Here is a 17624-nt window from a genome sequence, read left to right on the forward strand (position 1 = left end):
CCTGTCGTGCCCCCTCGGGTGCACGACAGGCGGGGACACCACCCCCGGCGAGGCCTGTCCGCAGGTCGGGGCGGGTGTCAGGGTGAGGGGACGACGGCCCCGAGGTGTCTGGAGCGGAAACGTGCGAGTCCCTTTGACGGCAGGTCAGCTGGAGATCTGGATCTCCCAGGTCCTGGAGCCGGCCGGCACGCCCTACAACGTGGGCGACTACTACGAGATCACCGGTGGTCTCGACGCGGCGCTGCTGGAGCGGGCGGTGCGCACCGCCGTGGACGAGGCCGGGTCGCTGGGCGCGCGGTTCGTGACGGAGCCCGACGGGACGCCGGTGCAGGAGCTGCGGCCCGCGCAGTGGGAGTTCGAGCTCCTCGACATGAGCGACGGACCCGATCCGGACGGGCGGGCCGTCGCCTGGATGCGCGCCGACCTCGCCCGGCCGGTGGACCTCACCACCGGTCCGCTGCTCGGTGCCGCCCTGATCAGGGTGTCGCCCGACCGCCACCTGTGGTACCGCCGTGTCCACCACATCGTGGCGGACGGCTACGGCCTGGCCGCCCTCGCCCGCAGGACCGCCGACCTCTACACCGCACTGCTGAACGGGTCTGCTGCGGAGCCCCACCCCTTCGCGCCCGTCACGGCCGCCGTCGAGCACGACCGGGCGTACGCGGCCGGACGCACGTACCGTTCGGACCGGGAGTTCTGGGCGGAGGAGGCCGCGGTCTGGCCGGCGACGGGCCGGCTCCACGCGGAGGCGCCGCCCGCGTCCGCCGCCCTGCACGGCCGCCACCACCTGCCGGCCTCCGTCGTCGAGGCGGCCGGGGAGCAGAGCGAGCGGCTGGCGATCCCCTCGGCGCACTTCCTGATCGCGGCCACCGCCCTGTACCTGCGGCAGGTCACCGGGGCGGACGAGGTGACCTTCGGCTGCTCCGTGGCCGGCCGGCCCACCCGCGCGCTGCGCGGGGTGGTCGCGCCGCTGGCGAACGTCCTGCCCGTGCGGGTGGCCGTGGAGCCGGACGCCTCGCTACTGGGCGCCTGCCTGCTGGCGGACGGCCGGATCAGGCGGGCGATGCGTCACCACCGCCACCGCTACGAGGAGTTCCGGCGCGCGCTGACCGCCGCTGCGGGCCCGGCGGCCCCGTACGCGGTCGGACCGCTGGTCAACGTCGTGAACTTCGACCGCGACCTGGGCTTCGGAACGGCCCGGGGCTCGGTGCGCACGCTGGTCACCGGTCCCGTCCCGGACCTCAGCCTGTTCTTCGACGTGGGCTCGCCGGGCGAGGGGACGACCGTGTGCGTGGAGGCCAATCCGGCCAACTACTCGCCCGAGCAGGCCGACCGCCATGCCGCGGACCTCGGCCGCCTCGTCGCGGACCTGGCCGTGGCCGACCCCGGATCGCCCGTGCCCGCCCCGGCCCGCCGGTCCGGCTGAGGACCCCCGCCCCCGGGGCGACCGGCTCCCCGCCGTCATCCGCGCCCCCGGGCGCCCGACGGGCCGGCGCTCGCGAGCACGCGGCACCCGGATCCGGGCGGTGTCTCGTCCCCGGTGTCGCCGCGCGACTGCCCGATGAGGAATCCGGCCTGGAAACGGCTCTTGGCGCCGAGCGCCTTCATGACCTCCGCGACGTGGCGCTGGCAACTGCGCACCGACATGCCCAGCCGCCGCGCGATGGACTTGTCCTCCAGCCCCTCGGAGAGCATGGCGACGATCGCTTCCTGGATCTCGCCCGAGATGCGGACGGCCGACGCGGCGTCGAAGGCGAGCGGGAACGGCGAGGCGCCGCGCCAGGCGCAGTCGAAGAAGACCCGCATGCTGTGGATGAGATGGGGCTCGCGCACGAGCAGGGCCGCCAGCGGATCGTCCGGCACCCCCAGCAGCGCCGTGTGCTGATCGAATATCAGCATGCGGCAGAAGCCCTCGGACTGGGTGCGCACCTCGGCCCCCAGGCCCGTCACGGCCTGCACGTGGTCGATCGTCGGCTGGTGGTAGCGGGCGGGGTGCTGGTACAGGGTGCGCATGGCGACGCCGCGCGCGAGCATCCGGCGGTCCCGCTTCTGCGCGGCCTGCAGCGACTCGGGGCGGCGCCCGCCGCCGGGCTGCGCGGTCAGGACCTCCTCGCGGCAGGTCGCGGTCAGCTCCTCGATGACCTCCTGGACCAGGCGCAGGTCGGTGACCAGCTCCACGGGCGCGGCCGCGGAGCTGCCCGCGCGGCTCGACTCGTAGGCGGGGAGCAACGCGTCGAACATCCACCGGAACCGCTCGATCTCCTCCTGCTGGTGCTGGATCCGGCGCTCCATCGGACGCAGCAGCCGGCCGGCGGCGACCCTCGGCGGCACGACGGCGAAGCGGTCCGGCGCGCCCTCGGCATGGCACAGCAGCCGCAGTTCCACGAGCTCCTTGACCGCCCGCTCCGCGTCGTCGGCGCCGAGACCGGTGGCCGCGAGGTCTCCGATGCCGAATACGGTCCGGTCCGCCGCGAATGCGAAGACGTCCAGCGCTTCCCGGCTCAGCCGCATTTCACCGAGTGAGTGTGAGGTATTCATGGCCCCCCTGCCGTACCCGAGCTTTCCCCCGATCGGGAGCAGCTTAGAGACAGGTGATCAACAACCGGTCAACGGTGAGCCGACGGAATTCTCGCCATGGCGGTGACGGAGCGGGAGAACCGCGAAGAAGGAGTGCCGGACAGCGGCGCGAAGGCCGCGGCGCGGCGAATGGCGGGCCGGCCCGGGAACGGCGGACTGCTGGGCCGGAACCGGGACTTCCGGCAATTGTGGTACGCCGAGACCACGGGGAAATTCGGCGCGGCGGTCACCGGTGTGCTGCTGCCCCTGGCCGCCGTCTCCGCCCTGCACGCCGGCACCTTCGAGGTGAGCCTGCTCAACGCCGCGACCTGGGTGCCCTGGCTCGTCATCGGCCTGCCGGCCGGGGTCTGGGTGGACCGGCTGCGGCGCAGGACGGTCATGCTGGCGAGCGACGCCGTCTCCTGCGCGCTCTTCGTGATCGTGCCGCTCGCCCACCGGTCCGGCGTGCTCGACGTGGGCGGCCTGCTGCTGGCCGCACTGCTGGCCGGCACCGCGGCGGTCTTCTTCCAGACCGCGTACACCGCCCGTCTCCCCGGCATCGTCGGCGTGGCGGACCAGGCCGAGGGCAACGCGAAGCTGCACGGCAGCGCCTCCGCGGCGCAGCTGGCCGGGACCGGTGCCGCCGGCCTGATCGCCCAGGCCGCCGGGGCGGTCGACGGCATGCTGACCAACGCGGCGACCTTCCTCGTGTCCTTCGTGTGCGTGGCGCGGATCCGGCGCCGCGAGCCGCCGCCACCTGTCGTCGTACGGACGCGGGGCGCCCTCTTCAAGGAGGTCGGAGAGGGCGTGCGGCTGGTGGCGCGCGATCCCTACCTGCGCAGCCTCACGTTCTTCGGCGCCGCCTCGAACCTCTTCCTGGGCGGGTGCCAGACGCTGCTCGTGGTGTTCCTGCTGCGCGACGTCGGCCTGAGCAGCACCGGGGTGGGAGTGCTGGTGGCGATCGGCGGGGCGGGCGGCGTCCTGGGCGCGCTCGTGGTGCGCCGGGGCGTGGCCCGGTTCGGGACCGCACGGGCGCTGCTGCTCTTCGAGCTCGGCGTGCCCGCGCTCGCTCCGCTCATGGCGCTCACCACGCGGGGCGCCGGGCTCGCCCTCTTCGTCGCGGGCTACGCGGCCGCCTCGGTCGGCGTCGTGGCGGGCAACGTCATCAAGGCGGGCTTCCACCAGGCCTACTGCCCGCCGGGCGTGCTCGGCCGGGTCTCCGCGTGCTCGTCGTTCCTCAACTACGGCACCCTGCCGCTGGGCGCGCTGCTCGCCGGCGCGCTGGGCACCTGGCTAGGGGTGCGGCCGACGCTGTGGCTGATGACCGCGGGCATTCCGCTGACGGCGCTCATCCTGCTCTGTTCGCCCATCCGCGCCCGTCGCGACCTGCCGACGCGGGCGGAGGCGACGGACCGGGCCGGACACTCCCTGTGACCTGAATTGCCCGTTTCCTCCCCCTCTCATCTATGCGACAGGCGTGAACACCAGCCCCGCACGGCCTTGGTGGTGTGCATTCCGGATGGCAGCGTGATTCCCGTTGGCCCATGAATGCATATGGCGCCCAGATCCGGTGTCTGAATCCGGCCTCCTGATCCGGGAACAGATCCCTGCGGCGCCGGTCGAAAAAGAATCCACCCGCCCATTTCGGAAGCACGAGGAAACCCCCCATGCTCTTACGCCGATTCCCGACGACCGTGCACCGCGACGCGAACGAGGGAGACGACACCGGATGGGGATGACGCGCGGTATCCGGCGGCGTACGAGGCAATCCGTCAGCAACGACACGACAGGACACGCAACACGATGAGCGATTCTCTCTCCTGGACCACCGAGGCCGGGAAACCGGCGACGGCCCGGGTCCCGCGGTTCGCGGACGCCTCCGAGGCGTGCGCCTGGCTCGCATCGGTCCGCTCCGAGCTGCGCGCGGCACTGCACCGGCACGGCGCCCTCTGCCTCCGCGGCCTGCCCGTACACGACGTCGACGACTTCGCGAAGGTGCGGGACGTCCTCGTCCCGCAGCGCACGCCCTACCGCGAGAAGGCCACACCGCGCAGCAGCTACGGCAACGACGTCTACTCCTCGACCGACCTGCCGCCCAACCAGCCGATCCGCATGCACAACGAGAACAGCTACACCCTGACCTTCCCCGGTCTGCTGCTGTTCGCCTGCCTGACGGCCCCCGAGGAAGGCGGGGCCACGCCGGTCGCCGACTGCCGCGAGGTGCTGCGCCGCCTCCCCGCCGGCCTGGTCGCGCGGATGCGCGCCGCCGGCTGGGTGCTGTCCCGCACCTACTCGGAGCACATCTCGCTGGACTGGCGCACGGCGTTCGCCACCGAGAGCCGCGAGGACGTCGAGAAGTACTGCGCGGACAGCCTCATCTCCTGTGAGTGGGACGCCTCCGGCGCCCTGCGCACGCGGCAGCTGCGGCCCGGCATCATCCAGCACCCCGCGACGGGCGAGGAGGTCTGGTTCAACCACATGGCCTTCTGGAACTCGTGGTCGCTGGACGAGGAGCTCCGCGAGGCGCTCCTCGACGAGTTCGGCCCGGACGGGCTGCCGTTCGAAACCGCCCTCGGCGACGGGCAGCCCCTGACCCGCGAGGACATCGAGACGATCAACGCCGCCTACGAGGCCGCGACGCTGCGCCGGGCCTGGCGGCCGGGCGATGTCCTGCTCGTCGACAACATCCTGGCCACCCACGGCCGCGACCCCTTCCGGGGCGACCGGCGCATCGTCGTCGCCATGGGCGACCCGGTCGAACTCGACGCCTGCCGGCCCACCGTGGCCGCCGCCGCACGAGAGGAGCAGGCTGTATGACCGGCGTTCTCGAAGGCCCCCGCAGCCCGGAGGCGGCCGTCTCCCCGGCCGTGGCAGAGGGCCGGGACCGGCCCGTCGACCTGCTGACCCGCTTCGGGCGGGCCGTGGCGAGCGACCCGTCCCGGACGGCCGTCCACGCCCACGGCAGCAGCCTCACCTTTGCCGGACTCGACCGCCGCACCGCCGAAGTGGCGGGCGAGCTGACCCGGCTGGGCGTCGCCCCCGGCGAACGGGTCGGGGTCAGCCTGCCCCGGGGAGCGGACCTCGTGGTCGCGCTGCTCGCCGTCTGGCGTGCGGGCGCGGCGTACGTGCCGATCGACCCCGCGTACCCGCAGGAGCGGCGCCACGGGATGGTGCGCGACGCAGGAGTCCGGGTCCTGGTGACCGGCGGCGCGGACGGTGCGGACGGTGCGTGGCCGGACGGAGTGCGCACCGTCGACGCCGGCTGGCCCACCGCTGCCACGGACGGGCCCCCGGCGCCGCCCGTGCCGGTCACCGCCGGCACCCCGGCCTACGTGATCTACACCTCCGGTTCGACGGGCACTCCCAAGGGCGTCGAGACCACGCGCGGCGGTGTGGCCGCCCTGGTGGACGGGCTGGAGGAGGCGGGCATGTACGCCGCGCAGCCGCGCGTCGTCGCCTGGAACGCCAGCGTCTCCTTCGACGCGTCGGTCCAGCAGTGGGCGCGGGTGTGCCGGGGCGACACGCTGGTCGTGCTCGGCGAGGACGAACGCACCGACCCCGCGCGGCTGGTCGAGGCCCTGGACGCCTACGGAGTGCAGGACCTCGACCTGACCCCCTCGCACTGGCACCTGCTCCGCGCCGACCTGCTGGTGCGCGCGGCCGAGGGCCGGGCGGAGGCGCTGCGGCTGTTCATGGGCGGCGAGCCGGTCCCCGAGCAGACCTGGCGCGAGCTGGCGGAGGCACGCGCCGGCGGGCGGCTCGAAGCGCTGAACCTCTACGGGCCGACCGAGTGCACCGTGGACGCCACCGCGGCCTGGATCGAGGGCGGCACCCCGCACATCGGCCCCGCACTGGCGCGCGTACGGGCGTACGTCCTGGACGACGGTCTGCAGCCGGTGGCCGACGGCGCGCAGGGCGAGCTCTACCTCGCGGGGCCCCAGGTGGCCCTGGGGTACGTGAACCGGCCCGCGCAGACCGCGACGCGGTTCGTCGCCGACCCCTTCGCCGCCGACGGCACCCGCATGTACCGCACCGGGGACAAGGTGCGCACCCGTGCCGACGGGGCCCTGGAGTACCTGGGACGCATCGACCGGCAGGTCAAGATCCGGGGCTACCGCGTCGAACTGGGCGAGATCGAGGCGGCGCTGGCCGGCCAGCCGGGCGTGGCCGCCGCAGCGGTCACGCTGCACCGCAGCCCGGTCTCCGGCGAACAGCTCGTCGCGTACTTCGTGGCGGCGGCCGGCGCGGCGGACGGGGTCCCGACCGCCGAGACGCTGCGCGGGCGACTGGCCGGCGTGCTGCCCCAGTTCATGCTGCCCACCGTGTACACCGCCCTCGACGCCCTGCCGCTGACGGTGAACGGCAAGGTCGACGTCGCCGCCCTGCCCGCACCCGAGGAGAGCGCGGACCCGGCGGCCCACGAGGCGCCGGACGACGCCCCCGAGGGCGAGGCCGAGACGCTGATCGCGGCCGTGTGGTCCGAGGTGCTCGGCCGCGGGCACATCCGGGCCGGCGACGACTTCTTCGCCATGGGCGGCCACTCGCTGATCGCGCTGCGCGTCGTGGCCCGGCTCAAGAAGCAGTTCGGGATCGCCATGTCGGCCCGCGAGGTGTACCGGCACCCCCGGCTCCGCGACCTGGCCCGGCACGTCGACGCGCTGCGCGCCGGCGCCTGACCGGCGAGGCCCGGCCCGCACCCCTTCGAGCAACGACGAGAAGCGTACGAAGTGCTCTAAGCACGCGAAGCGCACGAAGCATGAGAAAGATGAGGAAGAAGACCGCCATGGCTGGACGAACGCCTGGACACCAGGACACCACCGTCATCCGGATCAAGGAACGGGACGAGCACACCTCGCGCACGCTCGTCTGCCTGGGCTTCTGCGGCGGCGGCACCGGGCCGTACCACGCGTGGAGCACGTGCCTCCCGGCGGACGCGGCCCTGTCCGCCGTCTGCTACCCGGGCCGCGAAGGGCGGTTCGCGGAACCGTGCGCGACGGACTGGGACGAACTCGCGGCCGACACCACCGCCGCCGTGCTCTCCGCCGTCGACGGGCCGTACATCCTGTTCGGCCACAGCATGGGCGGCTGGATGGCGTTCGACGTCGCGGCCCGCATCGAGCGCGCCGGCGGGCCGCTGCCCGAGACGCTGGTCGTCTCCTCGTGCAATGCGCCCGACCGCGGTCTGACGCCCCGCGACATGTTCCCCGCCCGGCAGGACACCGACGCGTCGCTGCTGGACTGGATGCGGGCCAACGGCCTGATGCCCGCGCACGTCCTGGAGGACCCCGACCTCCAGGAGATGGCGGTGGAGCTCATGCGGGCGGACATCCAGGTCCGCGACACCTTCCGCTACACGCCGGGGACCACCGTGAGCGTCCCCGTGCAGATGCTCTCGGCGACCGGCGACGACGTCATCGAGCAGGACGCCGGAAACCAGTGGCGCCGGGTCGCGACGGGCCCGTACCGCCACGACGTGCTGCCCGGGGGGCACTTCTACACCCCGGACATCTGGCGCGAGCTGCCGGTCCACATCCGCGCGCTGACCGGGACGCCGCTCGGCGCCCCTGCCTGAGCCCGCACCGTACTGCCCTCCTCACTCCCCTCCTTCGCTCTGCCCTGCCGGAAAGGACACCCCAGTGGTGACGAACCCCTTCGAAGACGCCGACGGGACCTACCTGGTCCTCACCAACGACAGCAACCAGCACTCCCTGTGGCCGGCGCGGCTGGCACCTCCCATGGGCTGGACCGTGGCGCACGGCGCGGCCGGCTACCAGGCGTGCCTCGACTACGTCGAAGAGCACTGGCGCGACCTGAGGCCGGTACCGGCCGTCGGCAAGTGAACCGGTCCCGGACCTTCGAGGGGGAGTCATGACGCATTCGCAGAACCCGCGGTCGGTGCAGGAAGAGCTGCTGTGCGGTCTGTTCGCGCAGGTGCTGGGCGTGCCGGGCGTGGGGGTGGACGACAACTTCTTCGCTCTGGGCGGCCACTCGCTGAAGGCCGCCCAATTGCTCAGCCGGATCAGGGCTGTGCTGGGCGTGCAACTGGGCGTGCGGGAGCTGTTCGGCGCGCCCACGGTGGCGGGCCTGGCGGAGCGGCTGGCGGCGCGGACCGAGGACGGTGCGGCGGCGGCTCGTCCGGCGGTGACGCGCCGGGCGCGGCCGGAGGTGCTGCCGCTGTCCTTCGCCCAGCAGCGCTTGTGGTTCCTCGACGGGTACGAGCAGAGCCCCACGTACAACGCGCCGTTCGCCTTCCGGATCCAAGGCGCGGTGGACGCCGACGCTCTGCGATCGGCGATCGGTGATGTCGTGGGGCGTCACGAGACCTTGCGGACGCTGTTCCCGTCCGCCGACGGCGAGCCCTTCCAGCGGGTCCTCGCGCCCGGCGAGGCTTCCATAGAGCTCACTCTCGTCCGGTGTGCGGCCGAGGACGTCACCGCACGCTTCCACGAAGCCGCCTTCACCCCCTTCCAACTGGCCACCGAGCTTCCCCTCCGGGTGACGCTGTTCTCGGTCGCGCCCGACGACCACGTCCTGCTTGTGACGCTCCATCACATCGCGAGCGACGGCTGGTCGGAGGCGCCGTTGCTGCGCGATCTGTCGGCGGCCTACGAGGCCCGGCGCGCGGGAGGCGCTCCGCAGTGGGAGCCCCTGCCGGTCCAGTACGGCGACTACACGCTCTGGCAGCGCGAGCTCCTGGAGGAGACGGGCAAGGAACAGGCGGAGTTCTGGGCCGAGACCCTGGCCGGTCTGCCGCAGGAACTGGCCCTGCCCACCGACCGGCCCCGCCCGGCGCAGCCCACCCACGCCGGAGGGCTCCTCCACTTCGCCGTCCCCGCCGAGGTGCATTCCCGGCTGGAGTCCCTCGCCCGCGGGCAGGGGGCGACCCTCTTCATGACCCTGCAAGCGGCGCTGGCGACGCTGCTCACCCGGCTCGGCGCGGGCACCGACATCCCGCTGGGGACGGCGGCTGCGGGGCGTACGGACCAGGCGTTGGACGAGCTGGTGGGGTTCTTCGTGAATACGCTCGTCCTGCGCACCGACACTGCCGGCGACCCGACTTTCGCGGAGTTGTTGCAGCGTGTGCGGGAGGCTGATCTTGCGGCGCTGGCTCATCAGGACCTGCCGTTCGAGCGGCTGGTGGAGGAGCTGAATCCGGATCGTACGAGTGCGCGGCATCCGCTCTTCCAGACCATGTTCGTCCTGCAGAACAACGCCGAGGCCGCCCTGGACCTCCCCGGCACCACCGTCACCGCGCTGCCCCTGGACGCCGCGCCCTCCAAATTCGACCTCGGCTGGAGCTTCACCGAGCAGCGGGACGCCGGCGGCAACCCGGCGGGAATCTCCGGCATCCTGCAGTTCGCCACCGACCTCTTCGACCGCGCGACCGCCGAGTCCCTCCACCGCCTCCTGGCGCGCCTCCTCGGCGCCGCCGCTGCCGATCCGGAGGCCCCCGTCGGCTCGCTGGAGATCTTCGAGACGCCGGAGCAGGAGCGCGCGTTCCGCAGCCGCAGCGAGGAGCGCCGCCGCGCTCTCGCCGACGAGGCGGCAGCGGCATCCGCAGCGGTCCGGGAGGAGCGGAGCCCGCGGTCGGTGCAGGAAGAGCTGCTGTGCGGTCTGTTCGCGCAGGTGCTGGGCGTGCCGGGCGTGGGGGTGGACGACAACTTCTTCGCCCTGGGCGGCCACTCCCTCAAGGCCACCCGGCTCATCAGCCGGATCCGCCAGGTGCTGGGCGTGGAACTGGGCGTCCGTGCGCTGTTCGGAGCACCCACCGTGGCAGGACTGGCCGAGTGCCTCAGGGACGGCGTGACGGCTCGTCCGGCGGTGACGCGCCGGGCGCGGCCGGAGGCGCTGCCGCTGTCCTTCGCCCAGCAGCGCCTGTGGTTCCTCGACCGCTTCGAGCAGAGCCCCACGTACAACGCGCCGTTCCCCTTCCGGCTCCGGGGCCCGGTGGACACCGACGCTCTGCGGTCCGCGATCGGTGACGTCGTCAGGCGGCATGAATCGCTGCGGACGGTGTTCCCTGCTGTCGACGGCGAGCCCTTCCAGCGGGTCCTCGCGCCCGGCGAGGCTTCCATAGAGCTCACTCTCGTCCGGTGTGCGCCCGAGGACGTCACCGCACGCTTCCACGCGGACGCCTTCACTCCCTTCCGGCTCGCCGACGAACTGCCCATCAGAGCCACACTGTTCACGACGGCCCCCGACGAGCACACTCTGCTGCTCACGTTGCACCACATCGCGAGCGACGGCTGGTCGGAGGCGCCGCTGCTGCGCGACCTGTCGGCGGCCTACGAGGCCCGGCGCGCGGGAGGCACCCCGCAGTGGGAGCCCCTGCCGGTCCAGTACGCCGACTACACTCTCTGGCAGCGTGAACTCCTGGAAGAGACGGCAGAGGAACAGGCGGAGTTCTGGACCCGGACCCTGGCCGGCCTGCCGCACGAACTGACCCTCCCCACCGACCGGCCCCGCCCCGCCCACCCCACCCACACCGGCGGACTCGTCCACTTCGACATCCCGGCGGACCTCCACACCCGCCTGGCGTCCCTCGCCCGCGACCACGGCGCGACCCTCTTCATGACCCTCCAGGCCACGCTGGCGACGCTGCTCACCCGGCTCGGCGCGGGCACCGACATCCCGCTCGGTACGGCGGCTGCGGGGCGTACGGACCAGGCGTTGGACGAGCTGGTGGGGTTCTTCGTGAATACGCTCGTCCTGCGCACCGACACCTCCGGCAATCCGACTTTCGCGGAGTTGCTGCGGCGTGTGCGGGAGGCTGATCTTGCGGCGCTGGCTCATCAGGACCTGCCGTTCGAGCGGCTGGTGGAGGAGCTGAATCCGGATCGTACGAGTGCGCGGCACCCGCTCTTCCAGACCATGTTCGTCCTGCAGAACAACGCCGAAGCCGCCCTGAACCTCCCCGGCACCACCGTCACCCCACTGCCCCTGGACGCCGCGCCCACCAAGTTCGACCTCGACTTCACCTTCGTCGAGCGGCACGCGGCGGACGGATCGCCCGACGGGATCCGCGGCACCCTGCACTACGCGGCCGACCTGTTCGACCACGGCACCGCCGCGTCCCTGGCCCAGCGCCTGCTGCGTCTCGTGACCGCCGTCACCGCAGCCCCGGACACCCCCGTCGACGCGCTGGACCTGCTGTCCCCGCAGGAGAACAGCCGCATCCTCACCCAGTGGAACGACACCGCCCGCCCGCTGCCGGACGACCGGCTGCTGCACGAGGTCTTCGAGGAGCACGCCCGGCGCACCCCCGCCGCCACGGCCCTCGTCGACGCGCACGGCCCGGTGACCTTCCACGAGCTCAACAGCCGCGCCAACCGGCTGGCCTGGCTGCTGATCGGCCAGGGCGTGGGGCCGGACCAGCACGTGGCCACGCTGCTCCCGCGCGCCGGCGAGCACGTCGTCGCCCAGCTGGCGGTGCTCAAGGCCGGCGGCTGCCACGTACCGCTGGACCCGGAGGACCCGGTGGAGCGGCTCGCCCTCATGCTGGCGGACGCGGCCCCGGCCCTGCTGCTGACCGACATGGCCAACGAGGCGCGGCTGCGGCCGCACTGCGCGGCGGACCTGCCGGTCCTGCCGGTCGACGACCCCTCCGTCCGGGCCGTCCGCACCCGGTACGCGCACGTCGACCCCGGCCGCGAGGACCGGCCCGTGCGCCTGCGCCCGGACCACCTCGCCTACGTGATCTACACCTCCGGTTCGACCGGGCGGCCCAAGGGCGTGGCGGTCGAACATCGCGGCCTGATCAACCTGTTCCACGGCCACCTCGGGGAGGTGCACGCGGCTGCGACGGCGGGCGGGCGGCGCATCCGGGCCGCGCTGACCTCGTCGCTGACCTTCGACTCCTCCTGGTGCCCGCTGCTGTGGCTGATGGGCGGCCACGAGCTGCACCTGGTCGGCGACGAGACCCGCCGCGACCCGCAGGCACTGGCCGAGTACGTCGCCGCCGAAGCCGTCGACTACCTGGAGGTTTCACCGACGTTCTGCCGCCAACTGCTGGCGGCGGGACTGCTGTCCGACGAGCGGCCCTCACGGCCGCGCGTCATCGAGCTCGGCGGCGAGGGCTGCGACCAGGCCCTGTGGAGCGAACTGCGGGCCGCGCACGGAACCACCACCGTCAACGGCTACGGCCCGACCGAGGCCACGGTGTACGTGTCGTACGCGCACGCCGCCGAGCACGAGCGGCCGGTGATCGGACGGCCGATGGGCAACAACCGGGCGTACGTCCTGGACCCGGGGCTGCGGCCCGTGCCGGCGGGGGTCGTCGGCGAGCTCTATCTGGCCGGTGCGGGGGTGGCCCGCGGCTACGTCGGCCGGCCCGCGCTGACCGCACAGCGGTTCGTGGCCTGCCCCTACGGTGCGCCCGGCGAGCGCATGTACCGCACCGGGGACCTGGCGCGGTGGACCGCCGACGGGGTGCTGGAGTACGTGGGCCGCACCGACGAGCAGGTCAAGATCCGGGGCTTCCGGATCGAACCGGGCGAGGTGGAGACCGTGCTCGCCCGCCACCCGGCGGTCCGCCAGGTCGCCGTGGTCGTCCGTGAGGACCGGCCCGGCGACCGCAGGCTCGTGGCCTACGCGGTCCCCGGGCCGGACGGCACGCGCTCCGGCGGCGGCCCGGCTGCACCGGACGCGGGCGACCTGCGGCGCTTCGCGGCGGCCGCACTGCCGCGCCACATGGTCCCCTCCGCCTTCGTCCTCCTCGACGCCCTGCCGCTGACTTCGCGCGGAAAGCTCGACCGACGGGCGCTGCCGGCGCCCGGCGACGGCGTGACCGAGCACTGGCGAGGCCCCCGGTCGGTGCGCGAGGAGCTGCTGTGCGGCCTGTTCGCGCAAGTGCTGGGCGTGCCGGACGTGGGCGTCGACGACGACTTCTTCGCCCTGGGCGGCCACTCGATGCTCGCCACCCGGCTGATCAGCAGGGTGCGTTCGGTGCTCGGCGCCGAACTGGACATCAGGACCCTGTTCGACGCCCCCACCGTCGCCGAACTCGGTGAACGCCTCACCGACGACCGGCGCGAGGACTCCCTCGCCGTCCTGCTGCCCCTGCGCAAGGCGCGCGCCACGGCCCGTACGGCGTCCGCCCGCGAGGCGGCAGGGCCCGCCCCGCTCTTCTGCGTCCACCCGGCGGCGGGCGTCAGCTGGGTGTACTCGGGGCTGCTCCGCCACCTGGCGCCCGACCAGCCGGTGTACGGCCTTCAGGCGCACGGGCTCACCGAGCCGGACACCGCCCCCGCGAGCATGGCGGAGATGGTGCGGGCGTACCTCGCACAGATCCGCTCCGTGCGGCCGCACGGCCCTTACGCGCTGCTCGGCTGGTCCTTCGGCGGACTCGTGGCCCACGAGCTGGCCGTGCGCCTCCAGGAGGAGGGGGAGGAGGTCGGCTCCCTCGTGCTGATGGACAGCTACCCGCCGGCCGGCGGACTCCCGGACGGGGGAGGGGCGGCGGACGAGGCCGAGCTCAGGCAGGCGCTCTTCGCGTCGCTGGGCCACCGGCCGGACGCCGCCGACCCCGACGGGCCGCTCGCCCTGCTCGGCGAGCGGGGCCTCGCCGCCATGCTCCGGGCGTTCGCGCACCACGGCGCCCTCCAGAGCGGCTTCGTGCCCCGGGTCTTCCAGGGCGACGTGCTGCTCTTCGAGGCCACCGAGGGCAAGGCCGCGGGCTCGCCCCGGCCCGGTGCCTGGCAGCCGTACGTCACGGGCCGCATCGACGTCACCCCCGTGAAGGGCGAACACGGCGAGCTGACCCGCCCGGACCGGCTCGCTCAGATAGGACCGGTGCTCGCCGACAGGCTTGCCGGGCAGCGGCGGACACCCGCCCGCGGGTGACAAGGACGACGCGGTCCCGCCAGGGTGCACCCCCAGCGCCCGGGCGGGGCCGCGTCATGACGTCACCCCGTCGTGACATCACCCCGTCACGGCGTCACCATCCGCCGCCCCGGCCTGCCGCATCTCCCGGTACAGGTCCGCGGCCCGCGTCAGATGGCCGTCCGCCTCGGCCGTGCGTCCCACGGCCCGCAGGGCCTCGCCGAGGGCCTGCTGACTGCCCGCCATCAGCTGGTGCTCCTGGGTGAGCCGGGCCACGGCCACGGCCTCCCGGGCGTGCCCGACGGCCGCCTCGGCCTCGCCCGTCGCCAGCAGGGCCCTGGCCAGCCGGAACCGGCACTCCGTCTCGTTGCGGACGTGGTCGGTGGCCCGGGCCCGCTCCAGCGCCTGCCGGTACAGGCGGGTAGCCGCCGCGGGGTCCCCGCCGTACAGCAGGCTGTCCGCCTCCGTCATGATCACCCTGATCAGCCACTTCACGTCCTCGCCGCGGGTGAAGACCCCGGCCAGCTCCCGGCACTGCGCCCCGATGGCCGCCAGGTCCGTGTGCCGGCCGGGGTCCTCGACCTCGACCTGGAGCAGGACGGTGCGGCGCCGCGCCACCAGGGACTGGTCGCCGGTGGCCGTGGCCAGCGCCACCGACCGCTGCGCGTGGCTGCGGGCGGACGCGAAGTCCTCCAGCTGCACGTCGATCTGGGCCAGCATCGCGAGGGCGAACAGCACCGCGAGGAAGGGCCGCGGGCCGTCGGCGGGCCGGGGCGCCTCACCGAAGATCTCCACCGCCTTCAGCAGGTGTTCCCGGGAGCGGTGCAGGGAGCCGGGGGACAGGTGCTTCTTCAGGGCCGTCCCCGCCGCGTAGTACGCCGTGCCGATCACGCTCTCGCCGCACAGCGCCAGCGCGGCCGGGACCAGGGCCGTGGCCGCTCGCGCCAGCTGCCCCAGCGGCAGCACCTCCTCGAAGCAGGGCACGAGGACCAGCACGTCCACGGCCAGCGCCACCGACTCCGCGTCGCCGCTGACCGCCGCCTGCTCGACGACGGCCGTGAGTTCGGGCAGCACGCGGCGGATCCACAGCATCGCGTCGCGCCCGCTGCCGACGTCCACCCTCGCGGTCCGGCGCGGGTGCAGGTCGGCGGTCAGCGGGCCGGCCAGCGGCTGCGAGGCCATCACGGCCGCGACGACCCCCGCGCACAGGAAGTCGACCGCGTTGCGCACCACTTCGCGGCGCTCGGACGCGGACAGCCCGGTGCGGGCCTTCTCCCGCGCGTACGCCCCGACCAGGTCGTGGAAGTGGTAGCGGCCCGGCGCGCCGGCCTCCAGGAGCGCGGCGTCGACCAGCGCCTCCAGCGTGCACTCCGCGTCCTGCTCCGGCACCCGCAGGACCGCCGCGGCCGCCTGCACGCCGAACTCGGTGCAGTGCGGGATCGACAGGGCCATGAACGCCCGGGCGTGCGGGGCGGACAGCTGCGCGAACGACATCTCGAACACCGCCTCGACCGTCGTGTCGCCCACCCGTAGCTCCCTGAGCAGCCGGGCCTGGTCCGAGACGCGTTCCAGCAGCGCGGCGACGCTCCACGCGGGCCGGGCCGCCAGCCGCGCGCCGACCGCCCTCAGCGCGAGCGGCAGGGACCCGCAGGACGCCGCGAGCGCCGCGACGGCCTCCGGCTCCTCCTCGATCCGCCGGAGCCCCGCGATCTTGCCGATGAGCTCCACGGCGTCGTCGGCGCCGAGCCCCTTCAGCGGCACGGTGACCGTGGCGGGCATCGCGGCCAGGGCACGGGCCGTGACCAGCACGGCGCACCGGGCCGCGCCCGGCAGCAGCGGCTCGACCTGGGCCGTGGTCGTGGCGTTGTCGAGCACGACCAGGACGGCCCGCCGCGAGAGCAGGGTGCGGAAGAGCGCCGCGCGGTCGGCCAGGGACACCGGCATCCGCTCGCCGGGGACGCCCAGCGCCGTCAGGAAGCCCGCCAGGATCCCGGCCGGTTCGCCCGGGGCGCCGTCGGGGGCCCGCAGGCTCGCGTACAACTGCCCGTCCGGGTAGGACCCGGCGACCGCGTGCGCCGCCCGCAGGGCCAGCGCCGTCTTGCCGACCCCGCCCATGCCCGTGACGGCGGCCACGGCGTGCGGGCGGCCCGCGGTGAGCGCGGTGACCAGCGCGGCCACCTGCTCGTGGCGGCCGGTGAAGTCCGACGGCACCGGCGGCAGCTGGGCGGGCTCCGGCATCCCTGGGACGTCCTGCCTCGCGGCGCCCGCAGCAGCCTCCCCGCCGCCGTCGGCGGGCGGCAGGAGGAGGGACTGATCCCCCGCCAGGACCGCGGCGTGAAGCTCGCGCAGGGCGGGGCCCGTGTCGATGCCCAGGTCGTCGGCGAGCACCCGGCGGGCGCGGTCGTACGCCGACAGGGCCTCGGCGCCGCGCCCCGACCGGTACAGGGCCAGCATCAGCGCGCCGTGCAGCCGTTCGCGGTACGGGTACGTCTTGAGGGCCCGCACGATGTCGGGGACGGCCTCCGCGTGGCGTCCGCACGCCAGCAGCATCTCCAGGCGCAGCTCCAGCGCGGACGCGCGCTGCTCGCCCAGCGTGCGCCGCCAGTCCTGCGCGAACGGCCCGGGCAGCCCCGCCAGCGCGGGGCCCTGCCACATCGCGAGCGCCTCCTCCAGGCGGGCGGCCGCCGCCGCGGGGTCGCCGGCCTCGCCGTGGCGCCGGGCCTGCGCGGTGAGCCGGCCGAAGCGCAGGGCGTCCACCTGCTCCGCGGGGAGCCGGAGCACGTAGCCGTCGGCGGTCGTCGCGATGGCCGAGTCCCGCCCCTCGCCGCCCGCCTCCGCGCCGTCCTCGCGTTCCAGGTGCGTGCGCAGCCGGTGGACGAAGTTGACGACCACCCGCCGGGCGGAGGCGGGCGGGTCGTCGGCGTAGAGGCCGTCGACCAGTTCGTCGAACGTCACCAGCTTCCCCGCGCTCAGCGCCAGCGCCGCCAGCACGGCCTGCGGCCCGGGAGCGCCGGGACGGCTGGCCTCCCCCCGGGCCGAGACGTACCGGACGGGCCCCAGCAACCGGATGCGGACCGCCCCGTCCACCTCAGGCACCTGTGACATCTCCCCTCGCGCGTCCCCCGTGCGCCGGTCCTCCGGACCCCGTGGACCTTCTGTCGGTGATCATAAGCAGCGGGCGGCCCGAAATCCGTCCGGTGGAAAGGGCAGTTGACCGGATATTGTCGCCGTTCCGTGGTTCCCGGCCG

The 17624-nt window shown here is 74.1% G+C and carries 9 protein-coding genes; 7 read left to right on the forward strand and 2 right to left on the reverse strand.

Going from position 1 to position 17624, the window contains the following annotated elements:
* Window positions 1–121 precede the first annotated feature (121 nt).
* The gene (locus B7P34_RS22675; protein WP_223268118.1) at window positions 122–1426 is read left to right on the forward strand and encodes a condensation domain-containing protein; all 1305 of its coding nucleotides are present in this window, start codon (window positions 122–124) and stop codon (window positions 1424–1426) included.
* Between the two features lie 35 nt (window positions 1427–1461).
* Here the strand turns inward: B7P34_RS22675 and B7P34_RS22680 are convergent, their stop codons facing one another.
* Entirely contained in the window at window positions 1462–2511 is a 1050-nt protein-coding gene (locus B7P34_RS22680) for a helix-turn-helix domain-containing protein (RefSeq protein ID WP_223268119.1), read from the reverse strand.
* 123 nt (window positions 2512–2634) lie between these two features.
* Between B7P34_RS22680 and B7P34_RS22685 the strand changes: the two genes are divergently transcribed.
* The 6 genes from B7P34_RS22685 (at window position 2635) to B7P34_RS22710 (ending at window position 14397) form a co-directional block, all read left to right on the forward strand.
* The gene (locus B7P34_RS22685) at window positions 2635–3990 is read left to right on the forward strand and encodes an MFS transporter (protein WP_223268120.1); all 1356 of its coding nucleotides are present in this window, start codon (window positions 2635–2637) and stop codon (window positions 3988–3990) included.
* Window positions 3991–4359: 369 nt separating this feature from the next.
* The gene (locus B7P34_RS22690; RefSeq protein WP_106679259.1) at window positions 4360–5373 is read left to right on the forward strand and encodes a TauD/TfdA family dioxygenase; all 1014 of its coding nucleotides are present in this window, start codon (window positions 4360–4362) and stop codon (window positions 5371–5373) included.
* Window positions 5370–7232, forward strand: coding sequence for a non-ribosomal peptide synthetase (locus B7P34_RS22695; RefSeq protein ID WP_106679260.1), 1863 nt, complete (start codon window positions 5370–5372; stop codon window positions 7230–7232). Before B7P34_RS22690 ends, B7P34_RS22695 begins: the two co-directional genes overlap by 4 nt.
* 107 nt (window positions 7233–7339) lie before the next feature.
* Window positions 7340–8128 carry a thioesterase II family protein gene (locus tag B7P34_RS22700; protein WP_106679262.1) on the forward strand — a complete coding sequence of 263 codons (789 nt, stop codon included), beginning with the start codon at window positions 7340–7342 and terminating at the stop codon, window positions 8126–8128.
* A gap of 64 nt (window positions 8129–8192) precedes the next feature.
* Window positions 8193–8396: an MbtH family protein gene (locus B7P34_RS22705; protein ID WP_189382974.1), complete on the forward strand. Its 204-nt coding sequence runs from the start codon at window positions 8193–8195 to the stop codon at window positions 8394–8396.
* 28 nt (window positions 8397–8424) lie between these two features.
* On the forward strand, window positions 8425–14397 hold the full coding sequence (locus tag B7P34_RS22710) for a non-ribosomal peptide synthetase (RefSeq protein WP_106679264.1): 5973 nt from the start codon (window positions 8425–8427) through the stop codon (window positions 14395–14397).
* Window positions 14398–14475: 78 nt separating this feature from the next.
* Here the strand turns inward: B7P34_RS22710 and B7P34_RS22715 are convergent, their stop codons facing one another.
* A complete protein-coding gene (locus B7P34_RS22715; RefSeq protein WP_106679265.1) occupies window positions 14476–17481 on the reverse strand; it encodes an AfsR/SARP family transcriptional regulator in 3006 nt (1001 codons plus the stop codon).
* Window positions 17482–17624: the final 143 nt, after the last annotated feature.

It is taken from the genome of Streptosporangium nondiastaticum, assembly GCF_003011965.1.
Lineage (GTDB): Bacteria > Actinomycetota > Actinomycetes > Streptomycetales > Streptomycetaceae > Streptomyces > Streptomyces nondiastaticus.